The 14,669-nt window shown below is 73.0% G+C and carries 13 protein-coding genes; 5 read left to right on the top strand and 8 right to left on the bottom strand.

Annotated features, from left to right (window positions below):
* Window positions 1-95 precede the first annotated feature (95 nt).
* The 3 genes from ACF07S_RS24870 to ACF07S_RS24860 form a co-directional block, all read right to left on the bottom strand.
* Window positions 96-1,289: an NAD(P)/FAD-dependent oxidoreductase gene (locus tag ACF07S_RS24870; RefSeq protein ID WP_391963108.1), complete on the bottom strand. Its 1,194-nt coding sequence runs from the start codon at window positions 1,287-1,289 to the stop codon at window positions 96-98.
* Between the two features lie 212 nt (window positions 1,290-1,501).
* Entirely contained in the window at window positions 1,502-1,984 is a 483-nt protein-coding gene (locus ACF07S_RS24865; protein ID WP_391963107.1) for an MSMEG_6728 family protein, read from the bottom strand.
* A gap of 45 nt (window positions 1,985-2,029) precedes the next feature.
* The gene (locus ACF07S_RS24860) at window positions 2,030-2,710 is read right to left on the bottom strand and encodes a hypothetical protein (RefSeq protein ID WP_391975144.1); all 681 of its coding nucleotides are present in this window, start codon (window positions 2,708-2,710) and stop codon (window positions 2,030-2,032) included.
* A gap of 37 nt (window positions 2,711-2,747) precedes the next feature.
* Here ACF07S_RS24860 and ACF07S_RS24855 point away from each other — a divergent pair, with 37 nt between their 5' ends.
* A complete protein-coding gene (locus ACF07S_RS24855; RefSeq protein WP_391963106.1) occupies window positions 2,748-3,314 on the top strand; it encodes a snapalysin family zinc-dependent metalloprotease in 567 nt (188 codons plus the stop codon).
* Between the two features lie 378 nt (window positions 3,315-3,692).
* Here the strand turns inward: ACF07S_RS24855 and ACF07S_RS24850 are convergent, their stop codons facing one another.
* Window positions 3,693-4,868: a S1 family peptidase gene (locus tag ACF07S_RS24850; RefSeq protein ID WP_391963105.1), complete on the bottom strand. Its 1,176-nt coding sequence runs from the start codon at window positions 4,866-4,868 to the stop codon at window positions 3,693-3,695.
* A gap of 327 nt (window positions 4,869-5,195) precedes the next feature.
* Window positions 5,196-5,852: a TetR family transcriptional regulator gene (locus ACF07S_RS24845; RefSeq protein ID WP_391975143.1), complete on the bottom strand. Its 657-nt coding sequence runs from the start codon at window positions 5,850-5,852 to the stop codon at window positions 5,196-5,198.
* A 351-nt stretch (window positions 5,853-6,203) separates the two neighbouring features.
* Between ACF07S_RS24845 and ACF07S_RS24840 the strand changes: the two genes are divergently transcribed.
* Window positions 6,204-8,030, top strand: a complete 1,827-nt coding sequence (locus tag ACF07S_RS24840; RefSeq protein WP_391975207.1) for an RICIN domain-containing protein — start codon at window positions 6,204-6,206, stop codon at window positions 8,028-8,030.
* 27 nt (window positions 8,031-8,057) lie between these two features.
* On the opposite strand, the gene ACF07S_RS24835 is transcribed toward ACF07S_RS24840, so the two are convergent.
* The 3 genes from ACF07S_RS24835 to ACF07S_RS24825 all read right to left on the bottom strand — a co-directional run bounded on the left by ACF07S_RS24835 (window position 8,058) and on the right by ACF07S_RS24825 (window position 12,252).
* A complete protein-coding gene (locus ACF07S_RS24835) occupies window positions 8,058-9,368 on the bottom strand; it encodes a cation:proton antiporter (protein ID WP_391963103.1) in 1,311 nt (436 codons plus the stop codon).
* 298 nt (window positions 9,369-9,666) lie between these two features.
* On the bottom strand, window positions 9,667-11,565 hold the full coding sequence (htpG, locus tag ACF07S_RS24830; protein ID WP_391963101.1) for a molecular chaperone HtpG: 1,899 nt from the start codon (window positions 11,563-11,565) through the stop codon (window positions 9,667-9,669).
* Between the two features lie 57 nt (window positions 11,566-11,622).
* Complete coding sequence (locus tag ACF07S_RS24825) at window positions 11,623-12,252, bottom strand: TetR/AcrR family transcriptional regulator (RefSeq protein WP_391975142.1); 630 nt, start codon at window positions 12,250-12,252, stop codon at window positions 11,623-11,625.
* Here ACF07S_RS24825 and ACF07S_RS24820 point away from each other — a divergent pair.
* From ACF07S_RS24820 to ACF07S_RS24810, 3 genes are read left to right on the top strand one after another with little or no spacing between them, the layout of a single operon-like run.
* The gene (locus tag ACF07S_RS24820) at window positions 12,245-13,051 is read left to right on the top strand and encodes an alpha/beta fold hydrolase (RefSeq protein ID WP_391963099.1); all 807 of its coding nucleotides are present in this window, start codon (window positions 12,245-12,247) and stop codon (window positions 13,049-13,051) included. The two genes, ACF07S_RS24825 and ACF07S_RS24820, sit on opposite strands and share 8 nt — an antisense overlap.
* Window positions 13,048-14,325, top strand: coding sequence for a PP2C family protein-serine/threonine phosphatase (locus ACF07S_RS24815; protein ID WP_391963098.1), 1,278 nt, complete (start codon window positions 13,048-13,050; stop codon window positions 14,323-14,325). The genes ACF07S_RS24820 and ACF07S_RS24815 overlap by 4 nt, the downstream gene beginning before the upstream one ends.
* A complete protein-coding gene (locus tag ACF07S_RS24810; protein ID WP_391975141.1) occupies window positions 14,322-14,669 on the top strand; it encodes an STAS domain-containing protein in 348 nt (115 codons plus the stop codon). Before ACF07S_RS24815 ends, ACF07S_RS24810 begins: the two co-directional genes overlap by 4 nt.

Here is a 14,669-nt window from a genome sequence, read left to right as displayed (position 1 = left end):
GCCGGTGCCGCGGGCGTCCTCGACACGGACCGCGACGACGCCGCCGAGCCGGCCCGCCAGGTGGATGAGGAAGGCCGGACCGCCGGGGCCGCCCGTCAGCGGGAGGCCTGCGCCGGGCCCGGCCCGGTCCGCAGCAGCCGCCCGCGCTTGGCGCCTCCCGGGACGCGGTGCAGCGCGTACGAGCCGGGCTTGCGCGCCTCGTCGGCCAGGTGCTTGACGACGCCCCTGCACACGAGCTCCTTGAGCCTCGCGCCGGGACGGCCGTCGATGTGGAACCACAGCGCGACGTCGTTCCGGTGGGCGAACTGGAAGATGCCGGCGCGCCGGCCCAGGCTGATGCACTGTCCGGCGAACAGCTGGCTGAGGGGCGAGGGCCGCTCGCCGGCGAGCCGGCTGAGCACCGTGTCGGCGGCCCGCGCGCCCAGCGGCATCGCCGCCTGGCAGCTCATCCGCAGCGGCAGGTCCGAGGGCGCCGCCGCGTCCCCGGCCGCCACGATGCGCACGTCGTCCACGCTGGTCAGCGTCTCGTCCGTGCGCAGGCGGCCCAGGGCGTCGGTGCTCAGCCCGCTGCGCGAGGCCAGGTCCGGCACGCCGAACCCGGCGGTCCAGACGGTCACCCTGCTCGGCAGCTCGCGGCCGTCGGCGAGCCGTACGGCATCGCGGGACACCGCGGTCACCTCGGTGCCGGGGCCGTCGACCACGTTCACCCCGAGCCCCTCCAGCCGCCGGGCCACCGAACGCCGCCCCCGCGCGTGCAGGTAGGGGCCGAGCACCCCGCCGCAGACCAGGGTGACGGCGCGGCCCCCCTCCGCCAGCTCGGCGGCGGTCTCGATGCCGGTCGGACCGGCGCCGACGACCGTCACCGGGGCCGTCGCGGGCTCGGCGTCGAGAACCGGCCGCAGTCGTTCCGCCTCCTCCAGGGTGGCGATCGGACAGGCGAACTCCGCCGCCCCGGGCACACTCGGATCGGCGCTGCCGCTGCCCACCGCGTAGATCAGGTAGTCGTAGCGGGCGGTGCCGCCCGACGCCAGGGCCAGGCCCCGCCCGGCCGCGTCGATCCCCGTCACCGTGTCGACGACCAGCCGGACGCGCTCGCCCAGGACGTCCCGGTAGGCGACGACCGCGCCGTCGGACCCGCCCACCAGCTGGTGCAGGCGGACCCGGTGGACGAAGGCCGGGCGGGGGTTGATCAGCGTCACCGTCACGTCGTCGCGCCGTGTGAGGCGGTTGGCCGCCATGACGCCGGCGTAACCGCCGCCGATCACGACCACATCGGTGTTCCCGGTCATGGTGTCTCCTTCGCTCGTGTCTCCTTCGCCCTCAAGACACCGCGCGACCGGCCGTTTGTGACATGTGTGAGGCGGATCACCCTCCCGAGCGGGGAGGATCACCCTCCGAGTGGGGGAGGTGAGCGCGGCACCCCCGCTGACCGAGGCGGGCGGCAGGCCACGGGGCCCGCTGGTCCCGCAGGGGCGGACGGTCCGCCGGCCACCCCGGCGAGTCAGTCGGCGACCGCCTCCGGGTCACGGTCGGACGACGGCCAGAAGTACGGCAGGTCGTCCGGCTCCCCGGGAAAGAGATCCGCGTAGACCGCCGGGTCCTTGCGGACCAGCGCCGAGCGGTGGCTGCGGTGCACGGCGTCGTCCCCGAGCCAGGGCGGCAGCTCACCTGCCTCGGCCAGCTCCCGCTGAGCGCGCACCGGCGCGCCGGGCCGGACCCCGGCGAGGTCGGCGACGAGCGTGGCGGCGCAGCTGTCCTGATGGCCCCGGTCACGCCAGACCCGGCAGATCTCCAGGCCGTAGCGGACCAGCGCCTCCTCGTAGCCGGTCCACATGCGGACCGCGGGATGGCGGCGCCACCCGTAGCCCGGCACGATCAGGCCGCGCAGCACCTGGAGCGCCTCGACCCGCTGTTTGCCGAGCCGGCGCCGGTCCAGCACCAGCGCCGTCTCGCAGAAATCGGGGTACGGCAGAAAGGTCTGCATCCGACCGTCCGAACTGTGGGAACCACCGCGGGCGGGACGCGCGGCTCATCGGACCGCAGTTCCCCTTCCGCGGCCGCGCACACCCCGCACGGCCCCTCCGGTTCGGCCCGGAGTGCCCAGCCGGGCCCCGCGCCGGAGGCCGACGCCGCCCCCGGTGGCGTACGTGTCGATCCCGGCCGGCTCCTCGCCGTCGAAGCCGGGCTTCTCCAGCGCGGCGCCGTTCTGCTCCAGCTGCTCGGTGCGGGAGGCGCCGATGACCAGCGAGGTGACCCGCCGGTCACGCAGGGCGTGGCCCGGGCCGGTGTCGGCCTCGGCGGCGCCGTAGGGCGGCCCGTAGTCGTTCGCCGGGCCGCGGTGGGTGATGCCGGGGCCTAAGGCGCGCGGGGCGAGCTCGCGCCGGGTCCGGAAGGGCCGGCCGTCGCCGGAGTCGTGCCGGTGGCCCAGGGACGGCAGGGGGAGGCCGAGGCCCGAGCGCCCGGTGCGCCGGCAGCGCGTGGTGCCGTCGTGGCGCCCGGGATCGCTGACGTGGTTCATCGGGGCGTCTCCGGTGGTGCGGCCGGGGGTGCCCCGTGGCATGGTGTGGACTTCCGCCGAGGGTGCTCCCGAGTGATCGGGAAGTCCGGCCGGTCCCTTCCACGGCACGCGGCGGTGCCGCTTCTCGCTCGGGTCGGCCGGAACGAGGGATTGGCGGCCGCGCCGGTTGGGCAGGAACGCCAGGTGTGTCATGCACACGACTGCTCTTTCCCCCACAAGGAGGTCGACCATGCGCGTTCGCAAGGTGACCGGCGGCCTGGCCGCGGTTGTCACGATGTCCCTCGCCCTGCTGGGCGGCCAGGCCGCGGCCGCGCCGTCCGGCGAGACCGCGCGACCGGCCGCCGCCCGGGTGCTCACCTATGACGCGAGCGGTTCCGCGGAGTTCCGGTCCGCGGTCGACCGGGGCGCGGCGATCTGGAACGAGAGCGTCGACGCCGTGGAACTGCGTCCGGTCGCGTCCGGACAGCGCGCCAACATCCGGGTCCTGGCGGACAACGGCTGGCCGCGCGCCCTGCCCGGCTCCCTGGGCAACGGCACCGTCTACATCGGCCGCCAGGCCGTGAACCAGGGATACAACACGGTCCGCATCTCGTCCCACGAGCTCGGTCACATCCTGGGCCTGCCCGACCGCAAGCCCGGGCCCTGCTCCAGTCTGATGTCCGGTTCCACCGCGGGTGTGGCGTGCACGAACCCGTACCCGAACGCGGCGGAGAAGGCGGAGGTCGAGGACAACTTCGCCCAGGCGGCCGCCGGGCAGCCGGTACCGGCGCCGCGAGCCGTCCTGATCGGGGACTGACGGACCACCGCCCGACGCGCACGGGATGCCTCCCGCCCCAGCGCTCATGTGACCGATGTGACTGCTGGGGCTAATGCCGCTATGGTTGAGGCACGTCACGGCGACGGGGACACCCGCAGCCGGACCGTGCGTTGGTGGTCCAAGGAAAGACGCCCCACTTCCTGTGGGGAGATGCAGGTGCAAGGCCTGCCCGGCGCTCCGTCCACGAGCCCCGCCCCGGTTTCCCGGGGCGGGGCTCGTGCCGTCCGTCCGCGTCAGCGCCGCGCCCGCACGCTCGCGCAGCCGGACGCCGCCGGCCCGCCCGCGAGCCGCCGGACGCACGCGGGAGCGGGCCCCGCCGGACGTCCGGCGGGGCCCGCTCGCAGTCGGTGGGGCCGGTCAGGCCGTGTGCAGCCTCAGCCCGTAGCGGTTGAGGATCTCGTTGATCGGCTGGTGCCACGTCTCGCCCCCGCCGGAGCAGTTGCCCCAGCCGCCGGAGGTGACGCCCTGTGCCTGGTCGCCGCTGATGAACGAGCCGCCGGAGTCACCGGGTTCGGCGCAGACACTCGTCTTGGTCATCTGGCGCACCGCGCCCTGGCTGTAGTTGACCGTCTCGTTCTTGGCCAGCACATTGCCGCAGTGCCAGTGGGTCGTGGAGCCGGAGCGGCAGATCGAGGCGCCGATCGGGGCCTCCGCGGAACCGCGCACCAGCTGGTCCGAGACCGTGCCCCAGCCCAGCACCACCGGCACCGTCCACCAGCCGCTGCCGACGTTGACCCAGGCGTAGTCGTTCTCCGGGAAGGAGGAGCCCTGGAAGTTGCCGATGTAGGAGTTGTCCCAGCCCCTGACCTGGGAGCCGACCCCGCCGCAGTGTCCGGCGGTGACGAAGCCGCCGTGCACCGAGAAGCCTATGGAGCAGCGGACGTTGCCGGTGTAGTACGGGTCGCCGCCCACCGTTCCGGCGGCGAAGGTCTCCGCGGGGGCCTGCACGGTCCGCACGGTGACCGGACCGGCCTTGCGGGCCTTGGCCACGAACGCGCGGACATCGTTGTCGGTCCGCTCCTCGTCGACCACGTTCACGACGACCGTGTTGGCGGTCGGGTCCACGGACCAGCTGTTGACGCCCGAGGGGGCGTCGAGGCGGTCGATGCGGGACTTGGCGGCGTCCAGCTGCCGGGCGCTGTGCTCGACGGTGCGGACGGCCGCGCCGGACGCGCGCAGGGCGCGGACCGTCGACGCGTCGGCGTCCGGGGTGACGGCCACGGTCAGCTTCTCGCTCTTGGCGTCGAACCACGCGCCGCCGTACGCGGGTCCGGCGGTCCTGCGGGCCGTGGGCGCGAGGTCGGTGGCCCTGCGCTCGGCGGCCAGGCGGTCCTCGGCCTCGGCACGGGTCAGGCCGAAGTCGCGCTGCATCGCCTGCAGCAGGCCGGCGGAGGCGGGCGCCGAGCCGGCGGTCCGGGCCGTGGGGGAGTCGGGGGCGTCCTGCGCCGCGGCGGGCAGGGTGCCGGCCGCGGTCCAGCTGCCGATCATGAGCAGGGCGGCCACACCGGCGTGCGTGAGTCTGGTGCGTCTCATGGAAGTTGTGCCCTTCGTCGTTCCAGCAAGGTGGGGGTGGAACAACCGCAGTGTGAGAGCGCTCTCGGCGGATCGAGCAGAGCTTAGCGAGCCGGCAGTGTCAGGTCTATGCCAATGTGGGGCCCAATTGCGGTGTGCCGCCGGGACATCCGGACCACGGGTACGTTCCGCCGGCCACCCCGGACCTGCGCCGTCCGCTCGACCTGCCGGGCGGCCTCCCGGGGCGGTTCCGGCTCCGGGGCCTGCGCCGCGGGATCCCCGGATTCCACCGAACGCGACGACCGCGCGCATCGGCGGGGTGCGCCCGGGCCGCCCGCGGGCGGGCCCTCAGCCGCCGGGGCGGGCGGACCGGTCCGGGGCCAGTGCGGCCAGCAGCGAGGTGATGACCAGGTCGGTCGAGGCCGCCATGTCCACGGAGCCGGGCGCCAGCAGCCACTGGACCTGCAGGCCGTCCATGGCGGCGATGATCGCGTTCGCCGCGTCGTGCGCCCGCCCCCGGTCGGCCTCCGTCAGCCCGCACGACTCGATCAGCGCGTCGGTGACGAAGGCGCGCAGCCCGGTGTACCGGTCGCGGAAGTACGTCTGCGCGGGATGGTCGTCGGTGACGGACTCCGCGGACAGGACGGCGTAGAGCCGCACGATGCCCTCGCGTTCGGCGTTGCGGTGGGCGGTGTCGACCAGATGGCGCAGGAAGGCGAGCCCCTGCGGGCGTTCGGATCCCAGATGCTCGATGTCGGTCCGGTCGCGCAGTTCGAGGACGCTGGTCAGCAGCAGGGCCTTGGAGCGGAAGTAGTGCAGGACGCCGGCCTGGGTGAGTCCCGCGCGGTCGGCGATCTCCGCGAGCGAGGCGTTGTTGTAGCCGCGGGCCGCGAAGGTGTCCATGGCGATGTGCAGGATGTCCCGCTGCCGCCGCCGGGCCTGCGGGCTGCGGGGTGTGCGGGGCTCGGCCCCGCGGGCGGGCCGCCTCCTCGGCTGGTCGCTCATCCGCGACAGCTTACGGCCGCGTCGTCCCGACGTCGTCGATCTTCTCCCACCCTCCGAATTCTATGTGATGCAGACCACTTACTAACCACTTAGTGGGTGTGCTTTCATGGCGCCGTCATTCCGACGGAACGCCGCCGACCCGGCCGCGGGGACCCCGGCTCCGAAGCCTCGCGCACCGCACCCGAAAGCCCCGCCCGGTGCTTCCCCGACGGTCGGCCGGCGTACCCCACGCGTCACCCGACGAAGGAGAGCCGCACCGTGCCATCCCTGCCGTTCCTCTCATCCCGGCCGCTCCGCGGAACCGCCCGGCCGCGTCCGCCCAGAGCCCGGGCCGCCGCGCTCGCCCTCGGGCTGGCCGCCGCCGGGCTGGGTCTCACCGGTGCCGGGACCGCCCGGGCCGCCGACCCCGTCGCCCAGGTGTGGGTCACCACCCCCGACGGCGCCAAGAAGCTCACCGCGGAGGGCAGTCTTCCGTTCACCGGCAGTCCGCAGCCCGTCGACATCCGCGTCGACGCGGGCAGCAGGGGCCAGCGGTTCACCGGCGCCGGAGCCTCCGTCACCGGCGCCTCCGCCCGCCTCGTCCAGAGCCTGCCGCAGGACCGGCGCGGCGAGCTGATGCGGTCGCTGTTCTCCACCGCCGGTGACGGCATCGGACTCAACTACCTGCGCCAGCCGCTCGGCAGCACCGACTTCGACGCCACGAACGACCACCACTCCTACGAGGACACCCCCGGCCGGTTCTCCATCGACCGGGACCGGGCCGAGATCATTCCCGTCCTCAAGCAGGCCACCGCCGTCAACCCGGCCATCCGGTTCATGGGCTCGCCCTGGTCGCCGCCCGCGTGGATGAAGTCCGGGAACTCCCTCAACGGCGGCAGCCTCAAGCCCGAGCACTACGGGGCGTACGCCGACTACCTGGTCAAGGCGATCAAGGCGTACGCGCAGGAGGGCATCACCCTCACCGACCTCACCGTGCAGAACGAGCCGGAGTTCGCCACCGGTTACCCGTCGACGTCGATGACCTCCGCCCAGCAGGCGGACTTCCTCAAGGTCCTCGACCCCAAGCTGACCGCGGCCGGGCTGCCGACCAACATCCTGGCCTACGACCACAACTGGGACCATCCGAACTACCCGCTGGACGTCTTCTCCCGCACCTCGGGCATCAGCCGTGTCATCGGCGCGGCCTTCCACTGCTACGGCGGCCAGGTCGGCGCCCAGCAGCAGATCGTGAACGCCGGCAAGCGCGTGTTCTTCACCGAGTGCTCCGGCACCGACAGCGCCGACGCCGCCGCCACCTTCGGCGACACCCTGCGCTGGCACGCCGAGAACCTCGTCGTGCAGAACATGCGGGGCGGCGGCGAGACCGTGATCAACTGGAACCTCGCCCTCGACCGGGACGGCGGCCCCCACCAGGGTCACTGCACCAACCGCTGCAACGGCGTCGTGGAGATCGCCGGGGGTGACGTCACCCGCAACGCCGAGTACTACGTGCTCGGGCACGTCACCAAGTTCGTCAAGCCCGGCGCCACCCGCATCGGCTCCACCAGCCAGGGCGCCGGAGGCGTGCAGAACGTCGCCTTCCAGAACCCCGACGGCACCCGCGCCGCCTACGTCGTCAACACCGCCGCGAGCGCCCAGCGGTTCTCCCTCACCGACAACGGCAAGTCCCTCACCTACACCCTGCCCGCCGGTGCCGTCGCCACCTTCACCTGGAACGGCACCGACACCCCGGCCGGCCCGATCGACCCCGCCGCCTGGTACCGGGTCGCCAACGCGGGCGGCGGGGCCTGCCTCGACGCCGCCGACTGGGGCACCGCCGACGGCACCGCCCTGCAGCAGTGGGCCTGCGGCACCGGCGCCAACCAGTTCTGGCAGTTCCGGCCCACCGGCGACGGCCACTACCAGGCCGTCAACCGCCACAACGGCAAGGTCTGGGACGTCGACGGCGGCCCCGGCGCCACCGCCGACGGCACCCGGGTCCATCTGTGGGCGTACGCGGGCGGCACCAACCAGCAGTGGCGCCCCGAGAGCACCGGCACCGCCGGACGGTACCGCTTCGTCGCCCGGCACAGCGGCAAGTGCCTCACCGTCGACAACGGCTCCACCGCCGACGGCGCACGCCTGTCCCAGCAGCCCTGCTCCGGTTCGGCCGCCCAGACGTTCACCCTGACCGGCTGAACCGCGGCGTCCGCCGGCCGGCGCGGCTCACAGCCGTTTGACCGCCACCTCGTCCTCGTCCGGCTCCGGTCCCGCGCCCTCCGCCTGGGCCCGGCGCAGCCGCAGCCGGTCGAGGCGCGAGATGACGGGGGTGGCACTCACCCCGTGCAGGGTCACGGAGGCCAGCACCGTGAAGGTCACGACCGCCCACAGCTGCCCGGCCGGGACGCCGAAGCCGGGGTGGCCGAGCGCGTGGGCCAGATAGAACAGCGAGCCGATGCCGCGGATCCCGAAGAAGGCGATCACCAGGCGCTCCCGGGGACCGGCGGGGGTACGGAACTGGGCGGCCCACGCGGCCAGCGGCCGCACCGCCAGCAGCAGCAGCAGTCCGACGACCGCGCCCTGCCAGGTCAGCGGCGCGAGACCGCCCTGGGCCACGAACACACCGAGCAGGAACAGCAGTGCGGCGGTCAGCAGCCGCTCCACCTGCTCCACGAAGTCGTGCAGCACCCCGTGGAAGCCGTGAGCGCGCTCCGCCGCACGGATCCGGCAGGCGGTGACGAAGACCGCCAGGAAGCCGTAGCCGTGCACCAGCTCCGTCACCCCGTAGGCGAGGAACGTGGCGCCGATGGCGACGAAACCCTCGTGATGCTCGGACAGCCGCATCGCCCGCCATCCCGCCCGGAAGAACAGCCAGCCGAGCAGCGAGCCGACGGCAAGGCCCGCCGTCACGCCCACCACGCACTTGTACCCGACGTCGACCAGGACCCAGTGGGCGATCCCCCCGCCGGTCATCCGCCCGCCCGCGGCGGCGGCGAGCGCCACGGCGGCCAGGACGAAGGGGAAGGCGAGGCCGTCGTTCAGCCCGGCCTCGCTGGTCAGCGTGAAGCGCACCTCGTCCTCGTCGTGCTCCGCGTCGGTGGGCGCGCCCACCCGTACCTCCGAGGCGAGCACCGGATCGGTCGGCGCGAGCACGGCCGCCAGCAGCAGCGCGGCGGCCGGCGGCCAGCCCAGCAGGCCCCAGGCGAGACCGCCCACGGCCGCGATGGTCAGCGGCATGGTGATGCCGAGCTGCCGCCAGGTGGCCCGCCAGTGCCGGCGGCCGAAGGGCCGGTTCAGGGCGAGACCGGCGCCCATGAGCGAAACGATCACACAGACCTCGGTGACGTGCTCCACCCACGCCCGGCCCGACACCGGGTCGATGTCGGGCAACGGCAGCGGCAGCAGCTGGAGACCGGCTCCGCAGACGAGGAACACCAGAGGCAACGACAGCGGTCTGCGGGCCACCACCCGGGGCAGCACGGCCGCGCCGAGGGCACCGGCTCCGAGGAGGGCGAAGAAGAAGTCGGGGGAGGTCACCGCTCACGTGTGCCCGGAGCAGACCGGAGGCACGCCTTCCATCCGGCCGAAAAGTACCCCCGCGGCGTGAACGCCGCCGCGACGGCCGTGTCCGCCGGCCACCCCCTGCCCGACGGGGGCGGTGTCCTGACGGGGCCGGCCGCCTCGCTCTCCGCCTCCCTCTTCATGACGGTGATCCCGGTCCTCGAGCCCTGGGGGCCGACCCGCCGCGGCCGGCGCCTGCGGGCGGCCGCGGCGGGGGCCGGGCCCCGCCGGGCCGGCGCGCGTCCGACCACCGGCCCGGCGGTGCGCCCTCACCTCACAGGGTGCGCTCCAGCCGGCCGGCCATCAGCTGCACGAAGCGCGCCGGGTCCTTCGGCCGGCCGCCCTCCGCCAGCACGGCCAGGGCGTACAGGAGCTCGGCGGTCTCGGTGAGGTCCGAGCGGTCCTCACGCTCCCCGTACGCCTCGTTCAGACCCTTCACCAGCGCGTGGTCCGGGTTCAGCTCGAGGATGCGCAGGGCGCGCGGCACTTCCTGGCCCATGGCCCGGTACATGTTCTCCAGCGCCGGCGTGAGGCCGTCGGCGTCGGCGACGAGACAGGCCGGGGACACCGTCAGACGCGTCGACAGACGCACCTCCTTGACGTCCTCCTCCAGCCGCTCCCGCATCCAGCCGAGCAGACCCGCGTACTCCTCGGCCTGCTTCTCCCGCTCGCCCCCGTCCTCGTCGTCCTCGCGCGCGCCGAGGTCGATCTCGCCCTTGGCGATCGACCGCAGCCGCTTGCCCTCGAACTCGCCCACGGCGTCGGCCCACACCTCGTCGACGGGATCGGTGAGCAGCAGCACCTCGATGCCGCGCTCCCGGAAGGCCTCCATGTGCGGGGAGCTGTCGATGCTCTCCCGGGACTCGCCGGTGATGTAGTAGATGTCGTCCTGGCCGTCCGCCATCCGCTCCACGTACTGCTTCAGCGTGACCGTGCCGTCCTCGTCCCGCGTGGTCGCGAACGAGGTCACCGCGAGCAGCGCGTCACGGTTGTCCGGGTCGGTGACCAGCCCCTCCTTCAGCACCGCGCCGAACTCCCGCCAGAACGTGGCGTAGCGCTCGGCGTCGTCGGCCATCATGCCCTTGACCGACGACAGCACCTTCTTCGTGAGCCGGCGCTGCATCATCCGGATGTGCCGGTCCTGCTGGAGGATCTCGCGGGACACGTTCAGCGAGAGGTCCTGCGCGTCGACGACGCCCTTCACGAAGCGCAGGTAGGGCGGCAGCAGCTCCTCGCAGTCGTCCATGATGAACACGCGCTTCACGTACAGCTGCAGGCCACGCTTGAAGTTCTGGTTGAACAGGTCGTGCGGGGCGTGCGACGGGACGAACAGCAGGGCCTGGTACTCGAAGGTGCCCTCGGCCTGCAGCTGGATCGTCTCCAGCGGTTCGCGCCAGTCGTGGCCGATGTGCTTGTACAGCTCGTGGTACTCCTCCTCGGACACCTCCTCGCGCGAGCGTGCCCACAGCGCCTTCATCGAGTTCAGCGTCTCGGGCGCGGCCGCCTCGCCGTCCTCACCCCGCTCACCGACGAGCCGGATCGGCCAGGTGATGAAGTCGGAGTACCGCTTGACGATCTCCTTGACCTTCCACACCGAGGTGTAGTCGTGCAGCTGGTTGTCGGGGTCGGCCGGCTTGAGGTGCAGTGTGACCGAGGTGCCCTGCGGCGCGTCGTCCACCGCCTCGAGCGTGTACGTGCCCTCGCCGCGCGAGATCCAGCGCGTGCCCTGCCCCTCGCCCGCGCGCCGGGTGAGCAGGGTGACCTCGTCCGCGACCATGAAGCCCGAGTAGAAGCCGACGCCGAACTGGCCGATCAGCCCCTCCGCCCCGGCCGTGTCCTGCGCCTGGCGCAGCTCGCGCAGGAACTGGGCGGTGCCCGAGTTGGCGATCGTGCCGATGAGCTTGCCGACCTCGTCGTACGACATGCCGATGCCGTTGTCCCGCACGGTGAGCGTACGGGCGTCCTTGTCGATCTCGAGCTCGATGTGCAGGTCGGAGACGTCGGCGTCGGGGGCGTCGTCCCGCAGCGCGGCCAGACGCAGCTTGTCGAGCGCGTCGGAGGCGTTGGAGACGAGCTCGCGCAGGAAGACGTCCTTGTTCGAGTAGACCGAGTGGATCATCAGCTGAAGCAGCTGACGGGCCTCTACCTGGAACTCAAACGTTTCGGTCGGCATGGTTCGCGATTACCTCACTGGTCCATGAAGTGCCGGATACGGGCGCCCTTACCTTAATCAACACGGCGTCGTTCTCCGGCCCGACCCCGGAAATCGGTTCCGGTCGCCGCCGCGTACCGGAGGGGGCCAGGTCCGCGGGAGACCCCCTCCAGGGCGCGCACGTCCTGTTCGGCGCGGGCGAGGAGGACCGTCCCCCCGAGAGAACCGATCATGAGTGCGGCGAGCGGCTGGGCGCGCCCGGCGGGCACGCCCGGTGTCCGACGGGGCCCGGGCCGCCGCGCCCGTCCACCGGGCGAAGGCGGCGGACGCGGCCTCACGCGTCGACTCGGCGGAGTCCGCGCGGTCCACCGGGGCGGCGGCGACGGGACAGCCCCCGCCGAAGCCGGTGGCCCGGTACTCGTCGGTCCGCTGCCGGACCGTCTCGGCGAACGGTCCACCCGGCGTCGGCTCCGGCAGCGCGGCCGGGAAGCGGGCCACGCGGTCGCCCGCGTGGCGGACCGTCCGGCCCACCGCCTCGCCGACGAGCTGCCCCTCACCTCCCGGGAAGGAGTGCCGGAGCGATCCGCGCGCACCCGGACGCCTCCGCGGACGACCGGCCCCGAGTCCCGCCGGCAGTGGACGTCCGGCCGGAACGCAGGGCTCCGGTTGGGTTTCCCGGCCGGCGTGCGAGCATGGGGGAATGAGCATCCATCGCAGGAACAACATCCGTGTGACCGGACGCACCTCCGGCCCCACGGTCGTCCTGGCCCACGGATTCGGCTGCGACCAGAACATGTGGCGTCTGGTCGAGCCGGCCCTGGCCAAGGACTTCCGGGTGGTGCTCTTCGACTACGTGGGCGCCGGCCGCTCCGACCTGTCGGCCTGGACCGAGGAGCGCTACTCCTCCCTCGACGGCTACGCCCGTGACGTGGTGGAGGTGTGCGAGGAACTCGATCTGCGGGACGCCGTCCTGGTCGGTCACTCCGTGAGCGCGATGGTCGGCGTGCTGGCCGGGGCCGCGGCCCCGGAACGGATCGGCTCGCTGGTCATGGTGTGCCCGTCGCCGAACTACATCGACGAGGACGGCTACCGCGGCGGCTTCAGCGCCGAGGACATCGACGAACTCCTGGAATCGCTGGAGTCGAACTACCTGGGCTGGTCGGCGGTCATGGCGCCGGTGATCATGGGCAACCCGGACCGGCCCGAGCTGGGCGAGGAACTCACCAACAGCTTCTGCGCCACCGACCCGGACATCGCCCGGGTCTTCGCGCGCACGACGTTCCTGTCCGACAGCCGCAAGGACCTCGCGGGAGTGACCGTGCCCACGCTCATCCTGGAGTGCGAACAGGACGCCATCGCACCCCCGGAGGTCGGCGCGTACGTCCACTCCGCGATACCCGGCAGCCGGCTGGTCACGCTGGCCGCCACCGGGCACTGCCCGCAACTGAGTGCCCCGGAGGCCACCGCGTCGGCGATCTCGGAGTTCGTGGCGGACCTCACCCGATGAACAGAGCGGCTGGTGGGCCCGACGGGTCGGGCACGGACGTACCCGTCACCCGCGCCGCCTTCAGCGCGCTGCTGGAGGACTCAGTGGAGGATCTGTACGAATCGGCGCCCTGCGGCTATCTGTCGACCCTGATGGACGGCACCATCGCCAAGATCAACGCGACCCTGCTGGGCTGGCTCGGTCTCTCCGGCGAGGAGGTCGTGGGCCGGATGCGCTTCAGCGACCTGCTCACGGTCGGCGGCAAGCTCTACCACGAGACGCACTTCGCCCCCCTGCTGCGCATGCAGGGGCGTCTCGGCGGCATCGCGCTGGAGATGAAGACCGCGCAGGGGGCCCGGCTGCCGGTCCTGGTCACCTCGACCGTCAAGCGGAGCGACGACGGCGAGCCGATGCTGATCCGCACCACCGTCTTCGACGCCACCGACCGGCGCGCCTACGAGCAGGAACTGCTGCGCGCCCGCCGCGCGGCCGACGAGGCCCGCCGGCAGGCCGAGGACGACCGCGAGCGGCTGCGCGAGGCACTGGCCGTGCTCCAGCAGAGCCTGCTGCCCGCGATGCTGCCCGTCATCCCCGGCGTGGAGACCGCCTGCCACTACCACACGGCCTCCGCGATGGATCTGGGCGGCGACTTCTACGACCTGTTCCCCCTCGACGACAACCGGTTCGCCTTCTTCCTCGGCGACGTGTGCGGCAAGGGACCGCAGGCCGCCGCGCTGACCTCCCTCACCCGCTACACCCTGCGCGCCGCCGCGCTCCACGACGCGGACCCCGTCGCCAACCTGCGCATGCTCAACGCGGCCCTGCTGGACCGGTACACCGGTGACGATCCGCGGTACTGCACCGCCGTGGTCGGCGTGCTGGAACGCGCGGGTGACACCCTGCGCGTCGACCTGGCCTCCGGCGGTCATCCCCCCGCGCTGGTCCTGCGCGGGGACGGCCGCGCGGAGTACCTCTCCACCCGGGGCGGCATGCTCGTGGGCGCCTTTGCCGCCGCACAGTTCGTCCCGGCCCACGTCACCCTGCACCCGGGCGACACGCTGCTGCTGTACACCGACGGTCTCACCGAGGCCCGTACCGGACCCCGACGTGAACTCTACGGTTACGAGGCGCTGGAGTCCTTCGCCCAAGGTCTCGCCGCCTCGGGTCCGAGCCGTGTGATCGACGCCCTGACGCAGCTGCTGCGGGGTTTCGGCGACGGACTGGACGACGACACCGCCCTGCTCGCGATCGGCCTCCCCGCCCGCACCGACACGGGATTCGACACATCGGCATGAAGCTTTTGACGATCACCACGTCGCACGTCCCCACCGGCCCCGTCATCGAGGTCGCCGGGGACCTCGACTACACCAACGCGCAGCAGCTGCGCCGGGCGGCGCAGGCATGTGCCCTGCCGTCCGCCGGGTTCCTGACGGTGGACCTGGGCGAGCTGGCGTTCTGCGACTCGAGCGGCATCACCGCGCTGATCGCCGTGCGCAACCACGTCGTGTCGGCCGGGGGGCGGATGTCCCTGGTGGCCGTACCGGCCAACACGAGGCGCCTGCTGCAGATGGCCGGACTCGATCAGGTGTTCGACATTCACGGAGGCGTGGGGCCGGTCCGGGTCGCCGGGGACGCCTGA

The sequence above is a fragment of the Streptomyces sp. NPDC016640 genome (genome assembly GCF_043076215.1).
Taxonomy (GTDB): Bacteria; Actinomycetota; Actinomycetes; order Streptomycetales; family Streptomycetaceae; genus Streptomyces.
This window is presented reverse-complemented; position numbering and strand designations above follow the sequence as displayed.

What these genes read in the sequence shown, in the direction of transcription:
- ACF07S_RS24810 (WP_391975141.1), top strand. Translation starts at nt 14,322, where the DNA reads ATGAAGCTTTTGACGATCACCACGTCGCACGTCCCCACCGGCCCCGTC.
- ACF07S_RS24850 (WP_391963105.1), bottom strand. Translation starts at nt 4,868, where the DNA reads ATGAGACGCACCAGACTCACGCACGCCGGTGTGGCCGCCCTGCTCATG.
- ACF07S_RS24860 (WP_391975144.1), bottom strand. Translation starts at nt 2,710, where the DNA reads ATGACACACCTGGCGTTCCTGCCCAACCGGCGCGGCCGCCAATCCCTC.
- ACF07S_RS24855 (WP_391963106.1), top strand. Translation starts at nt 2,748, where the DNA reads ATGCGCGTTCGCAAGGTGACCGGCGGCCTGGCCGCGGTTGTCACGATG.
- ACF07S_RS24870 (WP_391963108.1), bottom strand. Translation starts at nt 1,289, where the DNA reads ATGACCGGGAACACCGATGTGGTCGTGATCGGCGGCGGTTACGCCGGC.
- ACF07S_RS24815 (WP_391963098.1), top strand. Translation starts at nt 13,048, where the DNA reads ATGAACAGAGCGGCTGGTGGGCCCGACGGGTCGGGCACGGACGTACCC.
- ACF07S_RS24820 (WP_391963099.1), top strand. Translation starts at nt 12,245, where the DNA reads ATGAGCATCCATCGCAGGAACAACATCCGTGTGACCGGACGCACCTCC.
- ACF07S_RS24845 (WP_391975143.1), bottom strand. Translation starts at nt 5,852, where the DNA reads ATGAGCGACCAGCCGAGGAGGCGGCCCGCCCGCGGGGCCGAGCCCCGC.
- ACF07S_RS24865 (WP_391963107.1), bottom strand. Translation starts at nt 1,984, where the DNA reads ATGCAGACCTTTCTGCCGTACCCCGATTTCTGCGAGACGGCGCTGGTG.
- htpG (WP_391963101.1), bottom strand. Translation starts at nt 11,565, where the DNA reads ATGCCGACCGAAACGTTTGAGTTCCAGGTAGAGGCCCGTCAGCTGCTT.
- ACF07S_RS24825 (WP_391975142.1), bottom strand. Translation starts at nt 12,252, where the DNA reads ATGCTCATTCCCCCATGCTCGCACGCCGGCCGGGAAACCCAACCGGAG.